We start from the raw sequence: 16687 nt of genomic DNA, 5'->3' as shown, positions 1-16687 counted from the left end.
CTGCGAGCCGCGATGACGAAGCGCCCCGATCGAATGACAAACGGCCCCTTTCTGAGAGCACTGTTCAAGTGCGCCAAGAGGTCAGGCGTCAAGCTGAATATGGTCGCCGCGTGCGGCTGATATTCCAGCACGAAGGGCGCTTCTGCCTGCTGGGAACACCCCGGCAGTGTTGGGTGCCCAGGGGCTCACGCCCCATCGTCGGCGCACGCCTCAACGCCAGACCCTGTACGCCTTCGCCGCCGTCAGCACGCACGATGGCGTGATTGACTCTCTGGTGCTGCCCTGGGCCAACGCTGAGACGATGCAGGTGTTCCTGGCCGAGATGGCGCGACGCCATGCCGTCGAGTTCATCATGATGGTCATGGATCAGGCGGGTTGGCACATCGCGGGTCACTTGGATGTGCCACAGAATATGCGCCTAGAGTTTCTGCCAGCCTTGAGCTGAATCCGGTCGAGCATCTGTGAAAGGTGCCGCGCCAGGACTCGTTCGCCAACACGGTGTTCAAAGATCTGGAGGCCGTACACGACGCGCTGGTGCAAGAACCCATTGCTCTCGAAACACACAAGTAGAGAACCCAGTCAATGACAGGGCTTGATTGGGTTGCTTCTATATCCTTGAGGGCAAATTAGTGCATCAGGCGAGCCGATAGCGCATTGCACCGTCTTCGTCCTCTGCAGACACGATTTCCCCACGCTGGTCGAGATAGTTCAGGTGGGCGAGCGTCTCTCCGGTCGCGAGGTTGAGGTGCATTTGCTCCGCAACAATGGACGAACGGTACAGGGCGCGAACCAGGTCGATGACCCTCAGAGGCTGCGCAAGTTGTTGCCTGACGCGGTCGGTGCCTCTGACGGTGCTCGCACGCAGTTGCTCCAACCGTAGGTGCAGGCCATGGAAAGGTTCGTTGTGGGCAGGCAGGACCAGGGCGCTCCCAGGTACGCGTTGCAGCAACCGGTCGATGGAATCGAGCCAGCCCTGCAGAGGATTAGCATGCGGCTCGGTGGCGTACACGGAGGTATTGGAACTGATCCTGGGAAGAACCTGATCCCCCGATATCAGCAAATCCAGTTCGCGGGAGTAGAAGCACGCGTGCTCGGGGGAATGTCCTGTGCCGACGATGACCTCCCATTCCTGATCCCCGATCCGCAACAACTGACCATCCGTGAGCCGCACAAAGCTGTCAGGCAAAGGATGGATCATATTGCCGAAGTCACCGAACCGGGTGCGGTACTCATCCACCTCAGTGTCGCTCCATCCGGCCCTCCGATAGAAGTGAACGCCATCGACTGGCGCTTCCCTCCCCGTATCGGCAAGCATCACCCGGCAGCTCAAATACTCGTCTCGTGTCATCCACAGCGCGCATTCAAAGCGACGTGTCAACCATCCCGCCATGCCCACATGATCCGGGTGCATGTGCGTCACCATCACACGGGAGACGGGACGGCCGGCTAGCGGCCCCCGCGGAGCGAGCAAGGCGAGCCACGCGTTCATTACGTCCACGCTACGAATTCCCGTGTCCACGACCGCCCAACCAGGACCGTCGCTCAATGCCCAGAGGTTGATGTGATCCAGGGAAAACGGCAGCGGCATGCGCAGCCACAGCACACCAGGCTTGATTTCCGTGGCTTGGCCAGGGAGTGGGAGATCCGAGAACGGATACGAGAGTGCCGGGGCTGCGTCGGTCATGATGCTTGGTTTACATTCTGGCAATGCCGCTTCAAATGGCGCACGGCCATCACTCTTATGCTGTGCGAGATCATTTTTAGCTTAGGGTCAGCCCCGACAGGTGGCAATGACGAATGACCTCGATAGGCTGATGGAAAACGTCTGCTTCCTGGCACAGCCTGTCGCTGCGCTGCCGTCGGTGCAACTGCCCCAACGGCGGCAAACAGTCTCTTGAGCGCACGAGAGCCTCGCTCGAGGTAGGCCAGGGCCCCGGCAGCTATGAAGGCACCGATCTTCTCGGTGGCCGGCTACAGCCTCGTGGCCGAGCCGGAATCCGTCGAATGCCTCTATGTAGGGTGCTACCTGCTGCGCGAGCGGGCACGGTAGGCTCCCGGCGCGCTGCCGGTCCAGACCTTGAAGGCGCGCTGGAAGGCGGTGCTGTCGGTGAAGCCCAGGTCGGCGGCGATGGCGACGAGCGAGGCTTCGCTGCTGGTCAGGCGCACGATCGCCATGTCGCGCCGCAGTTGGTCCTTCAGTGCCTGGAAGGAAGTGCCCTCGGTGGCCAGGTGCCGCTGCAACGCACTCACCGACATATGCAGGCGCTGCGCGGTGACGGGCAGGTCGGGCCATTCGGGGCTGGCCCGCTGCAGCACCATGCGGACCCGCGCGCTGGCGCTGCGCTCGTTCAGGTAAGGCCCCACCACGTTGCCCGGCGTGGCGCGCAGAAAGGACTGCAGCGCGTCCCGATCGCGCCGCACCGGCTGTTTAAAGGCATCGGCGTCGAACCAGGCGGCCGTGCGCGGCTGCCCGAAGCACAGCGTGCCGGAAAAGATGCGCCCGTAGCTCATCGCATGGAGCGGCGGCGCAAAATTGAAGTCGAATCGCTGCGGCACCAGCCGGCCGCCGTGCAGCCACAGCAACAAGCGCCAGAACACGCGCAGCAGATGTGCATGAAGGAATTCGGCATGTGCGCCCGGGCCGCCGCGCATCTCCAGCGCGAAGCCCCCCAGCGCGCCCTCGGTCACGGGCACCAGCGTCACGTCGTCCTGCAGCAGGGCGAAGGATTCGCTCAGGCGACGCAGGGCGCATGACAACGAATGGGCAGTGAACGCGCTGCGCACCATTAGCGCGAAGCTGCCCGGGCGCATGGGTCGCTCATGTAGGTAGCCCAGGCACTCGTCGTTCAGGCTGTCCTTGACAGCGATAAATAGCGCGTTGAACTGCTCCACGGTTACGCGCGAATCCTCGAGCTCCAGCAGCGATTCGCTGATGCCGGCGCGCCCCAGCACGCCCTTCAGCCATTCTTGCGTGGCCAGCCCCTTGCCGCGCGCACCGTCCAGCAGGCCATGCACGGCAAAGATGGGAACGGTGAAGACGGGTTGCAGCATGGCGTGTGATCGAAGGGGCCAATGCCGGTCGCATGGGCCGAAAGAAGTTATTTGTCAGTTGATTGAGGCGATCCGCCATAGCCCTCGCAAGGGCCAATTATTACGATTGTCGCATCCCCAAAAACACTTCGGCAGTGGCGCTGTGCGGAACGCCCGGTGCGGGGTCAGAAGCCAACATACAAGGAGACATGCCCATGCTGCCACAGCTGTATCGCCACGCCTGGATGGACGGCGAGATCGACGCCTTTCGCGAGCAGGTCCGCCGCTACGTTGCCGCCGAATTCACGCCCCGGCTCGACGAATGGCGCCGCCAGGGCTACATCCCGCGCGAGGTCTGGCGTCCGTTCGGCGAGATGAGCTTTCTGCTGCCCGAGATGCCCGAGACCTATGGTGGTGCCGGCGCCAGCCTCGCCTACCAGCTGGTGGTGCAGGACGAACTGGCCAAGGCCGAGATGCCGGTCAATATCGCGGTGCACACCATCGCTTCGCATTACATCCTGGACTTCGGCACGGAAGCGCAAAAGCAGCGCTGGCTGCCCAAGGTGACAAACGGCGAGATGCTGGCCGCCATCGCGATGACCGAGCCGGGATGCGGCTCGGATCTGAAGGCCATCTCCACCCGTGCCCGGCGCGACGGCGACTACTACGTGATCGACGGCGCCAAGACCTTCATCACCAACGGCTTCACTGGCAACCTGTTGATCGTCGCGGCGCGCACCAGCGGTGCGGGCAGCAAGGGGGTGTCGCTGTTCGTGCTGGAAACCGAGAATCTGCCCGGCTTTCGCGTTGGCCGACTACTGGAGAAGATCGGCATGCAGGCCTCGGACACGGCGGAGTTGTTCTTCGACGGCGTGCGCGTGCCGGCCGACCAACTGCTGGGCGAGGTCGAAGGCCAGGGCTTCGGGCAGTTGATGGGCGCGTTGCCCTACGAGCGCATGCTCATTGCCGTGCCGGCGGCCGCCACTATCGAGCAGGCGCTGGCCGTCACGGTGGAGTACACGAAGCAGCGCAAGGCCTTCGGCGCGCCCCTCTTCGACATGCAGCTCACGCGCCAGAAACTGGCCGAGGTGGCCACTACCGCGCATGTGGTGCGCAGCTTCGTCAACGACTGCACCCAGCGCCTGCTGGACGGCACGCTGGATTACGAGGCCGCCTACATGGCCAAGTGGTGGTGCACCGAGCAGCAGTGCCGAGTGGTGGACGAGTGCCTCCAATTGTTCGGCGGCTACGGCTACATGGCCGAGTACCCGATCGCGCGGATGTATGCCGCTTCGCGAGTGCAGAAGATCTATGGCGGCGCCAACGAGGTCCTGAAAGATCTGGTTTCGAGGAAGCTGTGAACATGCCGCACACGTTGCACACGCTGCAGATGCCGCTGCACGGCGTCCGCGTGGTGGAGTTCGAGGGCATCGGTCCAGGCCCTCTGGCCGCCAGGATGCTGGCCGACATGGGCGCCGAGGTAATCGCGCTGACACGGGCCGAGCAGGCTGCTGGGGCGCAGCGTCTGGGTGGAGCGGTAGAGAACCCGCTGCATCGCGGCAAGACGGTCGAGGCCATCGACCTGAAGTCGCCCGGTGGCAAAGCGCGCGCACTGGAGCTGATTGCCCAGGCCGACGCTCTGATCGAAGGCTTTCGCCCCGGTGTGATGGAACGGCTGGGCTTCGGCCCCGCTGAATGCGCGGCGCGCAATCCACGGCTGGTTTACGGCCGGATGACGGGCTGGGGCCAGGACGGCCCGCTCGCCCAGGCCGCAGGCCACGACCTGAACTACGTCGCGCTGACAGGCCTGCTGTCGCTGTCGGCGCACAGGGGGCAGGCGCCCATCGTGCCGCCCTCGGTACTCGGGGATGGGGCCGGGGCGCTGGGCATGGCCTTCGGCGTCGCCTGCGCGCTGGTCGATGCGCGCGCCACCGGCCGCGGCCGGGTCGTGGACGCCGCGATCATTGACATCGTGGCCATGCTGGGCACGCTGGTGCATTGGATTCGCGCCAATGGGCAAATTGACGGCGCGCAGCCGAGCCCGTTTCACGATTCGCCGTTCTATGACGTATACGCTTGCGCTGACGGCGGCTTCATCAGCCTCGCAGCAGTGGAGCCAGCGTTCCACGCGCTTCTGCTGTCGAAGCTGGGCCTTGCTGACGTGAACCCCGCCGAGCAGTACGACGCGGCGACGTGGCCAGCGCTGAAAGAGCGGATCGCAGCCTTTATCCGCAGCCAACCCAGGGCGCACTGGTGCGCGCTGCTCGAAGGCAGCGACGCCTGCTTTGCGCCCGTGCTCAGCCTCGCCGAGGCGGTGCGGCATCCGCATAACGCAGCACGGGGCATTTACCAGATCACCCCATCCGGCGCCATCGAAGCGGCCCCGGCCCCACGGTTCCAGGCACTCGACACAACTACCTAGGAGACAAGCACATGACCGACACCATCCAGCCCACCAAGCCTGTCCGCGGCTGCCCGTCCACCACGGGCAACGAGCGCCAACTGAACACCACAACGCTGATCCGGCACGCTGCGCGCACCCATGGGGACCAGGAGATCGTCTACCGCACACCCGATGGCGGCTGGGATCGCTACACCTATGCCGATTGCTACGCGCGCGTCTGCCGCAGCGCCAATGCACTGCGCGCTCTCGGCGTCGAGCCGGGCGACCGGGTCGGCATCCTGGACTGGAACAGCCGACGTCACTTCGAGCTGTACTGGTCTATTCCCGGCCTGGGTGCTGTCATGTTGCAGATGAATCTGCGCCTGGGCCCAGAGGACCTGGGCTACGTGGTCGACCACAGCAAGGTGTCCTACGTTTGCGTAGACGAGTCATTGCTACCCCTTGCCGAATCCATCGCGGCGAATTCGCCCCAGATCAAGGGCTGGATCGTCATGACCGACAAGCCGCTGGACCAGATCAAGACCACGCTGAAACCGCTGCTGCACTACGAAGACCTGCTGGCCGCCGCCGACACGAAGATCGACTGGCCCGAGATCGACGAAACCTCGGCCTACAGCGCCTGCTACACCACCGGCACCACGGGCAAGCCCAAGGGCGTGTACTACTCGCACCGCGGCATCTACCTGCACTCCACGGCCATGGCCACCAATCTGGGCATGACGCTGGACGACTGCGTCATGCTCATCACGCCCATGTTCCACGGGCAATGCTGGGGCCTGCCGCAGGCCGCCACGCTGCTGGCCGACAAGATCGTGCTGCCGGGCCGCTACGTTGCCGAAGACACCAAGCCGCTGGTCGATGCCATGATCGCCGAGGGCGTGACCATCGCCAATGGCGCACCGGCCATCTTCCAGCCCATGCTGCAGTACATCGAGACGATGCCGGTCAAGCCGGACTTCAGCCGCATGCGCATGCTGTCTGGCGCCACGGAGCCGCCGCTGTCGATGATGATCGGTTTCTACGACCTCACGGGTGCCGAGGTGGTGCATGCCTACGGCGCCACCGAAGCCACGACGCTGGTGACGATGAACCGCCTCAAGTCCACGCTCAAGAAGCGCCTGACCCAGGACGAGCGGTGGAACCTCAAGCGCAAGCAGGGCCTGGTTCTGACCGGGGTAGACATCCGCATCCTCGATGCCAACGACAAGGACTTGCCACACGACGGACAGTCGGCAGGCGAGATCTGCCTGCGCGGCCCCTGGATAACGGCCAGCTACCACGACATGCCCGATTCCGGAGACCGCTTCCTGGGGGGCGGATGGTGGCGCTCGGGCGATGTCGGCACGGTGGACGAGAACGGCTACCTCAAAGTCACCGACCGCATCAAGGACGTGATCAAGAGCGGTGGTGAATGGATTTCTTCCATCGACATGGAAAACCTGCTCATGGGCCACCCGGCCGTGCGCGACGCCGCGGTGGTCGGCATTCCCCATGCGAAGTGGCAGGAACGGCCGCTGGCCCTGGTGGTGCTGAGGCCCGGCCAGCAGGCGACTCAGGAGCAATTGCAGGAACACCTGACCAGCGCCTTCGCCAAGTGGCAGTTGCCAGACCAGGTTCTGTTTGTCGAAGCCATCCCCAAGACCAGCGTCGGCAAGCTCGACAAGAAGCGCATCCGCGCCGAGCATGCGGGCCGCTACGCCGAGTGAGCCAACCTTTTTGCACCAGGAGAAGAACATGAATGACCATGAACCCGTCATCGTCGGTGCGTTGCGCACCCCCGTGGGCAAGCGCGGCGGGCGCCTGCAGAAATGGCACCCCGTCGATCTGCTGGGCGAGACGCTGCGCCAGCTGGTCGAGCGCTCCGGCATCAACCCCGCCGATCTGGACGATGTGATCGTCGGCTGCGTGCTGCAATGGGACCAACAGCACGGCAACCTGGGCCGTCATGCCGTATTGGCGGCGGGGCTGCCCGAATCCGTCCCGGCGGTGACGGTTGACCGGCAATGCGGCTCCGGCCAGCAGGCGGTGAGCTTTGCCGTGCATGGCATCCAGGCGGGCGCTTACCAACTGGTCATCGGCGCCGGGGTGGAATCGATGTCGCAGGCCCCCATGCCGCCGTCATTCAAACCCGGCGCGCCGCTGGGCTCGCAATACAGCCCGCGCGAACTGGCGCGCTACCAGGACAACCCGCTGCTGGCGCAAGGCGCTTCGTCGGAGTTGATGAACAAGCGCTTCGGCCTCACGCGCGAGGCCCTGGACGCTTTCGCCGTGCGCAGCCATCGGCGCGCCACCGAGGCTTTGCAGGCTGGCCGAGTCCAAGACCAACTGGTGCGACTGAACGAAGACCCAGCCGACCCAGACAGCCCGCTCGTCACTGCCGACGAAGGCGTGCGTGCCGACCCGAACCCCGAGAAGATGGCCACGCTCAAGCCCGTGTTTGCCGCCGACGGTGCCACCACGGCCGCCAACTCGTCGCAGATCAGCGATGGCGCCGCCGCGCTGCTGATCGCCAGCCGCGCCTATGCCAAGCAGCATGGCCTGAAGCCGCGCGCGCGCTTCGTCAGCACCGCCGTGGCGGCAGCCGACCCGGTGATCCAGTTCACCGCTGTTCTCGATGCCACCCGCAAGGCGCTGACGGAATCGGGTCTGACCCTCGACGATATCGATCTGTTCGAAGTCAACGAGGCCTTCGGCGGCGTGCCGCTGATGTTTCAGCAGGAGTTCGGCATCCTGGACGACCGCCTCAACGTCAACGGCGGCTCGATAGCCATCGGCCATCCGCTGGGCTCTACCGGCGCGCGCATGCTCACTGACCTGCTGTGCGAGCTGGAGCGCCGGGGCGGCCGCTATGGCCTGCAGACGATTTGCGAGGCCTCGGGCACGGCCAACACCACCATCATCGAGCGGCTTGGATGAGCGGGGCCACCATGAGCGAAGCCAGCGAAGTGCTCGTCAGCCGCGATGGCGCCATCGCCACCTTGACCATCAACCGCCCGCGCGCGAAGAACAGCTTGAACCGCGCGGTATTCGATGGCCTGCGTGCGCAGCTTGTGCAACTGCGCGACGACGATACCGTGCGCGCGGTCATCATCACCGGCGCCGAGGGCGTGTTCTGCGCCGGGGCCGACATCACGGCCTTCGATGCGCTGCGCGCCGAGCCACTGCTGGGCGATCGTGCGGCAGCAGGCGGCCACTTTTGGTCGGAACTGGAGCGCTTCCCCAAGCCCGTCATCGCAGCGGTGGAAAAGCTCGCGCTGGGCGGCGGCACAGAATTAGCGCTGGCCTGCGACATCGCGATCGCTGGCGAGTCCGCCAATTTCGGTGTGCCGGAAGTCAAGCTGGGCGCCATTCCGGGTGCCGGGGGCACGCAGCGCCTGATCCACGCTATCGGTAAGTCCAAGGCCATGGCCCTGTTGCTGACCGGCGATTTCATCGACGCCCGCAAGGCTTGCGATGCAGGCATGGTCGCCGAAGTGACGGCTGATGGCCAGGCCCTGCCGACGGCGTTGGCGATGGCCAACCGGATTGCAGCCAATTCGCCGCTGGCCGTGGCGCTGGCGAAAGATGCGGCACTGGCCAGCTTTGAGACTCCGCTCGCGCAAGGCCTGGAGCATGAGAAGCGCAATTTCCTCGTCGCTTTGCGTTCGGCCGACAACCTGGAAGGGCAAGCGGCATTCCTAGGCAAGCGCACACCCAACTTTACCGGCCAATAACGCCTGTTTCTCACCCATCGAGGAAAAACCATGCAACTGAACTCCGACATCTCTGCCGTCATCACCGGGGGCGCTTCCGGCCTGGGAGCCGCCACGGCCCGGCGTTTGGCCAGCCATGGCGTCAAAGTCGCCATCTTCGACATGAACGAAACCTTCGGCCAGGCGTTGGCTAGCGAACTCGGCGGCGTTTACTGCAATGTGGACGTGATGTCCGAGGAGCAGGTGGACGCCGCCTTCGCCAAGGCCCGCGCGGCCATTGGGCAGGAACGCATTCTGGTCAACTGCGCCGGCACTGCCGATGCCGTCAAGACTGTCAGCCGCGACAAGAAAACCGGCGAAATCCGCCCATGCGCGGCAGATCGTTTCAATCGCATCATTCAGATCAACCTGGTGGGCACCTTCCGCTGCATCGCCAAGTCAGCTGCGGGCATGTTGACGCTCGCGCCGCTGGCCGATGGCGACCGCGGCGCCATCGTCAACACTGCTTCGGCCGCCGCGCAGGACGGCCAGGTCGGCCAGGCCAGCTATGCGGCCAGCAAGGCAGCCATCGTGGGCATGACCCTGCCAATCGCGCGCGACATGATGGACGAAGGGATCCGGATCAACACCATCATGCCGGGGATCTTCGGTACACCGTTGCTGCTGGGTCTGCCGGACAACGTCAAACAGGCGCTGGCGGCCAGCGTGCCCTTCCCCAAGCGTTTAGGCGACCCCGATGAATTCGCGCAGGCCGTCGAGTTTCTCGTTACTTGCGGCTACATGAATGCCGAGTCCATTCGTGTGGATGGTGCCATTCGCATGGCGCCGCGCTGACGCTGAAATTTTGATCAATCAGGGAACGTCAGCATGCCTGGAAATCCGGTAATTCTCGAAAAGAATGGTGCCGTCGCGACCATAACACTCAACTCGCCAAAAAAAATGAATGCGTTGAGCACGTCGGTCGTAAACGTGCTCGCTGGTGTCATTGCAGATGTCGAACGCGATGGCTCGATTCGAGCTTTGCTGCTGCGCGGCGAGGGCCGGATGTTCAGTTGCGGAGGCGACATCGAAGAAATGGTGGCCGCAGGCGATGCGTTGTCTACCTTGGTCGATGACGAACTGAGAGTGGCCGAAAGCATGATTCCTCAATTCGCCAGCCTGCCGTTCCCGGTAGTCTGCGCCGTACAAGGCGCGGTAGCCGGAGGCCGGAGGCGGTCTCGGGCTTGCCTTGGCCTCTGACTACCTGATTGCCGCAAGTGGGACGAAGTTTGTGGCGGCCCATACCGGCCTCGGATACGCGGGGGATTTCGGCATCAGCTGGCTACTTCCACGCGCAGTGGGTGGACGACGCGCACGAGACATGATCTTGACCAATCGCGTAGTCAGTTCGGACGAGGCCTTGGCCTGGGGATTGGTCGAGAAAGTGGTTCCTGGCGAGAGCCTGCTGGGCGAAGCGCGGCGTATGGCGGTGCAATTTTCGGTCGGACCAACGCAAGGTTATGCGGGCGCCAAGCGCCTGCAACTCGCTGCCTTCGAGAGTGATCTGGCGACCTCATTGAGGCTGGAGGCGGCCGAAATGAATCGAGCCTCGAAAACCACAGATTCGCTGGAAGCGGTTCACGCGTTCGTCGCAAAGCGAGTCCCGCAGTTTGCCGGACGCTGAACGGCTGTAGACGCATCCGGTCGGTAGGTGCTCAATCGCTGCTGGCGTCAGGTAACGGATAAACCCTGCTGCCGTCGGATTTGCCAGGATAGGGTGCCACCATGTACCTGCCCAGAAATCAGCATGCCGAGTCGTTGTTCGATGACCGGCGTCCATGGCACCAAGCTGAACCCCATACCATCATCGAGCATGGCAAAGCGGCCACTGGCGAGCATGAGGCTGCGCCGGTAGATGCCGGTCACGCGCTGGCCATCGGCCGCCAGACGGTGTTCCAGCCCGGTTTCGGTGGCAATATCCTTGGCAGCCCGAATCACATCCCGATCGCGTAGTGTCGCCAATAGATTGCGCGCGAGGATTACGCGCTGCCCGCGCCGCTCTGCCAGCCCCTGTTCGGCCAGGAATTCGGCGCGCTGCTGCATCGCCTGGTTGACCTCGCTGCCAAAGCCCAGGTTGCCCAGGCCCGAGCCGCCGCCGATCAACTGCTGGTCGAGCCAGGTGGCTCCGATCACGCGGGCCTGCCGCTCGATGGGCAGGTGCGATTTCAGCTCCACCGCCACGCCGCCCAGGCGCTGCGCATCGTAGCGACGGCCCTGCTCGGGCAAGTCGTCCGGCACCTTCCATAGCCCCTCGGCCACCCGTTCCACGATACCGGCACGGCGCAAGGCTTCCAGCCGGCGGACGTGGGACGCGACCACTTCCTGCGGATCGCGGCCGGGCACGGCCTGACCCTGCGCGATGGCAAGGTGGTGGTCGGTGCGGTACAGGCCATCGCTCGCCAACGCGGCGATGTTCTTGTCGGCCGCGCGCACGTCAGCCGATCTCCTTGCCTCCACCACGGCGCCGGTCGGATAGTTCGCCAGCTCGTCGCGGGCGTTGAGCGCAACGTAGTGGGCCTTGCCGTCCACGCCGTCGATGACCAGATAGCCCCGGTCGTGCAGTTCGTCGGCCAGCCCCTTCGCGGCCACGCGGCCGAGGATGGTTCGGCCATCGTCCCCAGGCTCGAACACCGCCAGTTCGCGTGGCTCGCCGCGCATGGCCCGCTGCATGGTGCGGATGATGTCGCCGCGCTCGCCCAGGGCGCGCAGGGTCTTTTCCGCATCGTTGTGGACGGTCCACGTGCCGGGCTGGGCCTCGTCGGCCAGGCCCAGGCGCTGCAAACGCTGCAACCTGCCGATCAGCAGCAGACGCTGGCGTTGCAGTCGGGGTTCGTTGAGCCGTTCGACATGCACCATGCCATCGTCGCCGGCCTCGCGCTTCAAGGTGCGATCCAGGCTCGTCCACCGCTCCTGATCCACCTCGCGCCGCAAGGTCTGCTGGATCTCCAGCTCGGTGCGCGGCCCCAGCCATTCGGTCGCCAGTTCGGCGGCGCGATGGCGGAACCCATCGGCGATGTAGTCGCCCGCGATGATGAGGTCTTTGCCGGTGTCGTCGCGCCCGCGCACGACGATGTGCGTGTGCGGGTTGTCGGTGTTCCAGTGATTGACGGCCACCCAATCGAGGCCCGTGCCAAGGTCGGCCTCCATGCGACCCATGAGGTGCCGGGTATAGGTGCGCAGGTCTTCCAGCTCCGCGCCATCTTCGGGCGAAAGGATAAAGCGGAAGTGATGCCGGTCGTCGGCGCAGCGTTCCTTGAACGCATCGAGGTCGGCGGCATCGGTCTGCGGCCCGTAGGCTTGGCCCGACTCGCCATCGCGGCCCACACCATCGCGCTCGATATAGCGCAGGTGCTTGGCAAGCGACTGCGGGCTGGCTCGGTGCTGATTGAGCAGCAGCGTCTTGATGGTCACACGCCGCGACATGGACGTGAGCTTCGCCCCCGCGAAGCGCGCCGCCGTGTGGCCGCGTCCCAAGCGTGAGCCGGGCCGCTGGCCGGAGCCGGCACTCTTGCTACTGCCACCAGGACGGCGCACCGAGGACTTACCGCCGCTGGCCTTGCCCGCCTGCTTGAGTACCTTGGAGACGAAGCTCTGGCCCCGGTTCTTCGGGGCGCTGGGACGGATGCGGAAATCGTCGTCGCGGCGGTCGGTCATGGCTGTGCTCCTTGCAAGTTCTGGCGTGTCCGGGCGTGCGAAGCACGCGGACATGCCCGCATCGGCGCGGGCTTCGCGCCCCACGCGGCACGGTGGCGAAGCCGCTGCGTGTCGCGCCACCCCCATGTGCAGACTGGCTTTGCGGGCCGACAGGTGCCGCACCCTTTTGTCTTGCCTTCCGCATTTGCCTCTCGCATCCGCTCCCGGCAACTGCGGCCCGGTGGCAAGGCTGCACCAGCAGCCAGCGCACCGGCGAACACGGCGATGGCCGCAGGCCAGCCGTGTTCGAGGCAAGACGCCTGCACGTGGGACGGCTGCGCCGGAGGCAGCGCGAAGTGCCGCGCGGATGCGCTCGCACTGCACGCACGACGACACCGCGACAGCAGCCCGAACGACACGCCCAATAGCACGACGATGCGCAGCGAATCGGCGGCCGTCATGGGCGCGACTCCAACCAGACCGGACGCGCAACGCCGATCACGGCGGCTGCGCTGACCGGCCCGAAATACCGGCTGTCGAACGACGCCGGATTGGTGACACTGAGCAGGAACAGCTCGCCAGGCCGAAGGCGGTGGCACTGCTGCCAGGATGGCAGCGGCCGGCCCCAGCGATCGGCAGACAGCACGGCGGCCGAAGGCACGCCGTCGATAAGGACTCTGCCGTCGGCGATACACACCTCCTGCGGCGCCACCGCGCCCACGCGCTTGAGCAACGGGATGCGCGTCGGCAGGTAGCCGCGCTGCGCAGCGAGCGCGGCAGCCTCGGCAGGCAGCGGCACCAGCACGATGCTGCCCACGGACAAAGGATGTGGCGGCGAGCTGGTGCGATGGTCGAGCGGATCGACGCGATACCAACCGACCGCCACGCTGTCGGACGGGTTGTAGGTCAGGCGCGGCAGTGGATGCACGAAGGACGCCCAGGCCAGCGCAGCGAGGCCGCAGACGGACAGGCCCGCCAGCACGATGCGAGCGCGCAGGCGCGAGCGAGGATGCGTGACAGCAGTGGAAACAGAAATCGTGGTCATGACAGCGCTCTCCCGGCCAGCCAGGCGGCGTGCCGCTCGGCGCTGTATTCGGGCAACTGCAGGCGCGCCGCGAGCCGGTTGCCCAGCGTGCGCCAGTACGCGGGCGAAGCGCCAGCAGGCACGATGCCCAGCGCCTCGATGGCGTCGATGCGTGCCAGCACCGCACGCACCGACTGCTCACCCTCGGCGTGCAGCAACAGGCGCGCGCCTGGCTGCACGCCGGGGATGCGCTGCGCGCCATCCATCGACATGCACGCCTGCATCACCATGAGCTGCCAGCGGATCGTGCCGTAGTCGTTGGCCTGCCAACGGATGCGGCAGAGAACCGCATTCGGAGTGAACACCGCGCAGCGGCGCCAGCGATCCAACCGGATGATGTGAGCAGGATCACCGAAGCGCAGGTAGAGGTCGAAGCGTTGGTCGATGTATGCGAGCGCAACGCGCGTCAGCGGCACGCCGTCGGCCACGCCGACAGGCGGGATGGACGGCGGTGCCGATGCAGTCGAAGTCGTTGAGGCGGACGTGTTCATGAGGACTTCTCCGGGAATTCGCGCTCCAGCAGCGCGCGCAGCAGATCGGCCACCGTCACGCCTAGCGTGAAGGCCGATACCTTGATGCGCGCCCGCATGGCGGGCGTGATGTCGAGGGTCAGGCGAGCTGTGTAGAGGTCGCCTTTCTGGAGGTCATCGGCGCTGCCCTGGCGAATCCACGCCTCAGCGTGCGGATTCGCGGGCGGACGCGCGCCGATACCGACGCGCTTTGCCGTGCGCTTGCTGGCGGGACTGCTCATGACGGCCACCGCAGCAGTTCATCGACCAGCGCAGCGATTTCGCGCGCGGCGGCGCTGTCCGGCGCCGTCTCGCGTGCAAGCCGGCCAGCGGCCACGCTGTCGGCGAACACGATGCGCTGATGCATTTCCGCGCGCAGCGCAGGCAGCGGCTGCTCGGCCAGCGCGCCACGTGCCTCGCGTCCGATTACGGTGGTGCTGACGCGCCGATTGATGACGAAGGCCGCGCGCAGCGCTGGCCGGAACACCTGCGCCTCGCGGATCAGCGCCACCATCTCGGCAGAAGCCCACAGGTCGTAGGGGCTGGGCTGAACCGGGATCAGCACGCGCTCGGCCGCCAGCAGCGCGGAGCGCGCCAAGGCGGCGATGCGCGGCGGGCCGTCGATGACGACATGATCGGCCCGCCTGGCGAGTTCTGGTGCTTCCTGATGCAGCGTTTCGCGTGCGAGGCCCACGGCGCTGAACAGCCTTGGCAAACCTTGCTGGCTGCGGCGCTGTGTCCAGTCCAGCGCGGAGCCCTGTGGATCGGCATCCAGCAGGATGACCGACTGCCCGCGCATCGCCAGCTCGCCGGCGATGTGGGTGGCGAGCGTGGTCTTGCCCACGCCGCCTTTTTGGTTCAGCAGCGCGACGATCATGGCCTGGCCCTCCGCGTTGGAAAGCCTGGCTGTTGCAGCTGGATTTCGGGCAGCGTGGTGGTTGTCCACCGTGGCGCGGCGCTTCTACTATCAGTTAGATGTTTTAAGTTAGGGAAGTTAAGGGAGGCCGAAACCCGCGCCAGCATTGGCTTTGCGGCCGATGGACACGCCTGATAGCACGATAGTCCCACGCCTGATAGCACGACACCGGGCACGCCTGATAGCACGAGTCCGTCCACAGGGCGCGCACCGTTTATCCCCGTGCCGCGGACGGCACGGGACGCCCTGGCCGGAACGTCAGCAGCTCGGCGCCATCCAGCCGCTCGATGCCCAGGACGTAGCCCGGTAGCGACTGCCGCGCCACCAGGGCGCGCAGGTCGCAGGCGAAGTCGTAGGGCTTGGCCGTGCTGCCCGACTTGCGGTGCAGGTGCCGGAAGTCGAATTGCCAGCCGCCCGGCTGTCGCCCGCCGTGCTTGCGCACCAGACGGTACAGCCACCGCTCGATCCCGCCCGTCAGCTGGAAATACGCCGGATCGATGGTCAGCACCAGCGCGGCATCGAGCACGCCCGCATAGAACCAGTCCGGCAGGATCAGCTCCAGCCCCAAGGGCGTGCCCTTGGCATCGGCCAGCTCCTTCCACTCGTTGATCCACGAGAAGCGATGCAGGCGCCGCCCAGTCGTCTCGCGGATCGACGTGGCCACCGTCGTGGATTGCAGGCGATCCAGCGCCGCCTTGAGGCGCTGGTAGTCTCGCAGCGACGTACCGCGCCCGATGAAGCGCAGGATCTCGTAGGGCGTGGCCTGCATCAGCCGCGACGGGCGCAAGCCCGCGTCGCGGGCTTCCACGATCTGCGAAGCCGCCCAGATCAGCACGTCCGCGTCCCAAATCGTGGCGATGCCGTGCTCCTGCGTGCCCTCCACGCGGATCGTCACGCCGCTGGCCTGGAAGTCGATGGGCGCCGTGCGCCGCGACTTTGCCAGCGAGAAGAACGGAAAGGCCATCAGGTCCTGGCTGTCGCGCGGCGCCATGTTGCCCGGCAAGGCGCGGAACAGATCGAGCTGTTCGCGCTCCTGCCTGACTGCCCCGGATGGGCTGGACATGGCGAAGGCCACCCGCACTCCAGCGATCAGCGCGCACGGCTGTCCGCCGAGTGCTGCTCGGCGTATTCGGGATCGGACGTGCTCTCGAAGCTGCGATCCGCAGCCCAGGCATCGAGGTCGGCCACGGCGTACATGACGCGGCGGCCGAACTTGCGAAACTTGGGGCCGCCACCCAGCACGCGCTGCTTTTCCAGCGTGCGCGGCGACAGCCGCAGGTAATCGGCAGCCTCGTCGTTGGTGAGATAACGCTGCGGTTGCGCGGCAGCGGTCGAGACAGTAGCGGCAGGCCGCAAGGGAGCAGGACGCATGGTGAGAAC

18 protein-coding genes are annotated in these 16687 nt (G+C 65.6%); 9 read left to right on the top strand and 9 right to left on the bottom strand.

Annotated elements, in window-relative coordinates:
* Positions 1–169: 169 nt before the first annotated feature.
* The gene (locus tag AC07ZH_RS15565; protein ID WP_051303309.1) at positions 170–445 is read left to right on the top strand and encodes a hypothetical protein; all 276 of its coding nucleotides are present in this window, start codon (positions 170–172) and stop codon (positions 443–445) included.
* A 189-nt stretch (positions 446–634) separates the two neighbouring features.
* Here AC07ZH_RS15565 and AC07ZH_RS15560 read toward each other — a convergent pair whose 3' ends face one another.
* Together AC07ZH_RS15560 and AC07ZH_RS15555 are read right to left on the bottom strand one after the other, a co-directional pair.
* The gene (locus AC07ZH_RS15560; RefSeq protein WP_261542062.1) at positions 635–1684 is read right to left on the bottom strand and encodes an MBL fold metallo-hydrolase; all 1050 of its coding nucleotides are present in this window, start codon (positions 1682–1684) and stop codon (positions 635–637) included.
* A 338-nt stretch (positions 1685–2022) separates the two neighbouring features.
* Positions 2023–3051 carry an AraC family transcriptional regulator gene (locus AC07ZH_RS15555; RefSeq protein WP_261542063.1) on the bottom strand — a complete coding sequence of 343 codons (1029 nt, stop codon included), beginning with the start codon at positions 3049–3051 and terminating at the stop codon, positions 2023–2025.
* Between the two features lie 194 nt (positions 3052–3245).
* On the opposite strand from AC07ZH_RS15555, the gene AC07ZH_RS15550 reads away from it, so the two are divergent.
* The 8 genes from AC07ZH_RS15550 to AC07ZH_RS15515 are packed head-to-tail and all read left to right on the top strand — an operon-like array spanning position 3246 to position 10789.
* Positions 3246–4391, top strand: a complete 1146-nt coding sequence (locus AC07ZH_RS15550) for an acyl-CoA dehydrogenase family protein (protein ID WP_261542064.1) — start codon at positions 3246–3248, stop codon at positions 4389–4391.
* 2 nt (positions 4392–4393) lie between these two features.
* Entirely contained in the window at positions 4394–5452 is a 1059-nt protein-coding gene (locus tag AC07ZH_RS15545) for a CaiB/BaiF CoA transferase family protein (RefSeq protein ID WP_261542065.1), read from the top strand.
* Positions 5453–5463: 11 nt separating this feature from the next.
* Positions 5464–7140 carry a long-chain fatty acid--CoA ligase gene (locus AC07ZH_RS15540; RefSeq protein ID WP_261542066.1) on the top strand — a complete coding sequence of 559 codons (1677 nt, stop codon included), beginning with the start codon at positions 5464–5466 and terminating at the stop codon, positions 7138–7140.
* A 28-nt stretch (positions 7141–7168) separates the two neighbouring features.
* Positions 7169–8350 (top strand): thiolase family protein, encoded by a 1182-nt coding sequence (locus tag AC07ZH_RS15535; protein ID WP_261542067.1) that lies wholly within the window; start codon positions 7169–7171, stop codon positions 8348–8350.
* Positions 8351–8361: 11 nt separating this feature from the next.
* Positions 8362–9147 (top strand): enoyl-CoA hydratase/isomerase family protein, encoded by a 786-nt coding sequence (locus tag AC07ZH_RS15530; RefSeq protein WP_027015145.1) that lies wholly within the window; start codon positions 8362–8364, stop codon positions 9145–9147.
* Between the two features lie 30 nt (positions 9148–9177).
* Entirely contained in the window at positions 9178–9960 is a 783-nt protein-coding gene (locus AC07ZH_RS15525) for an SDR family NAD(P)-dependent oxidoreductase (RefSeq protein ID WP_035479509.1), read from the top strand.
* A 33-nt stretch (positions 9961–9993) separates the two neighbouring features.
* The gene (locus AC07ZH_RS15520) at positions 9994–10365 is read left to right on the top strand and encodes an enoyl-CoA hydratase/isomerase family protein (protein WP_230965136.1); all 372 of its coding nucleotides are present in this window, start codon (positions 9994–9996) and stop codon (positions 10363–10365) included.
* A 31-nt stretch (positions 10366–10396) separates the two neighbouring features.
* Entirely contained in the window at positions 10397–10789 is a 393-nt protein-coding gene (locus tag AC07ZH_RS15515; RefSeq protein ID WP_253279287.1) for an enoyl-CoA hydratase/isomerase family protein, read from the top strand.
* 47 nt (positions 10790–10836) lie between these two features.
* On the opposite strand, the gene AC07ZH_RS15510 is transcribed toward AC07ZH_RS15515, so the two are convergent.
* From AC07ZH_RS15510 to AC07ZH_RS15480, 7 genes are all read right to left on the bottom strand, one after another.
* A complete protein-coding gene (locus AC07ZH_RS15510; RefSeq protein WP_012436214.1) occupies positions 10837–12819 on the bottom strand; it encodes a relaxase/mobilization nuclease domain-containing protein in 1983 nt (660 codons plus the stop codon).
* 436 nt (positions 12820–13255) lie between these two features.
* Positions 13256–13843 carry a S26 family signal peptidase gene (locus AC07ZH_RS15505; protein WP_012436213.1) on the bottom strand — a complete coding sequence of 196 codons (588 nt, stop codon included), beginning with the start codon at positions 13841–13843 and terminating at the stop codon, positions 13256–13258.
* A complete protein-coding gene (locus AC07ZH_RS15500) occupies positions 13840–14373 on the bottom strand; it encodes a DUF2840 domain-containing protein (protein ID WP_012436212.1) in 534 nt (177 codons plus the stop codon). Before AC07ZH_RS15500 ends, AC07ZH_RS15505 begins: the two co-directional genes overlap by 4 nt.
* Positions 14370–14633 (bottom strand): hypothetical protein, encoded by a 264-nt coding sequence (locus AC07ZH_RS15495; protein WP_012436211.1) that lies wholly within the window; start codon positions 14631–14633, stop codon positions 14370–14372. The genes AC07ZH_RS15500 and AC07ZH_RS15495 overlap by 4 nt, the downstream gene beginning before the upstream one ends.
* Complete coding sequence (gene parA / locus AC07ZH_RS15490; protein ID WP_012436210.1) at positions 14630–15268, bottom strand: ParA family partition ATPase; 639 nt, start codon at positions 15266–15268, stop codon at positions 14630–14632. Before parA ends, AC07ZH_RS15495 begins: the two co-directional genes overlap by 4 nt.
* Positions 15269–15521: 253 nt before the next feature.
* Positions 15522–16370 carry a replication initiator protein A gene (locus AC07ZH_RS15485; protein ID WP_012436209.1) on the bottom strand — a complete coding sequence of 283 codons (849 nt, stop codon included), beginning with the start codon at positions 16368–16370 and terminating at the stop codon, positions 15522–15524.
* Between the two features lie 26 nt (positions 16371–16396).
* Positions 16397–16678 (bottom strand): helix-turn-helix transcriptional regulator, encoded by a 282-nt coding sequence (locus AC07ZH_RS15480; RefSeq protein WP_012436208.1) that lies wholly within the window; start codon positions 16676–16678, stop codon positions 16397–16399.
* Positions 16679–16687: the final 9 nt, after the last annotated feature.

The organism is Simplicispira sp. GW247-4R2A, from assembly GCF_059424465.1.
This window is presented reverse-complemented; position numbering and strand designations above follow the sequence as displayed.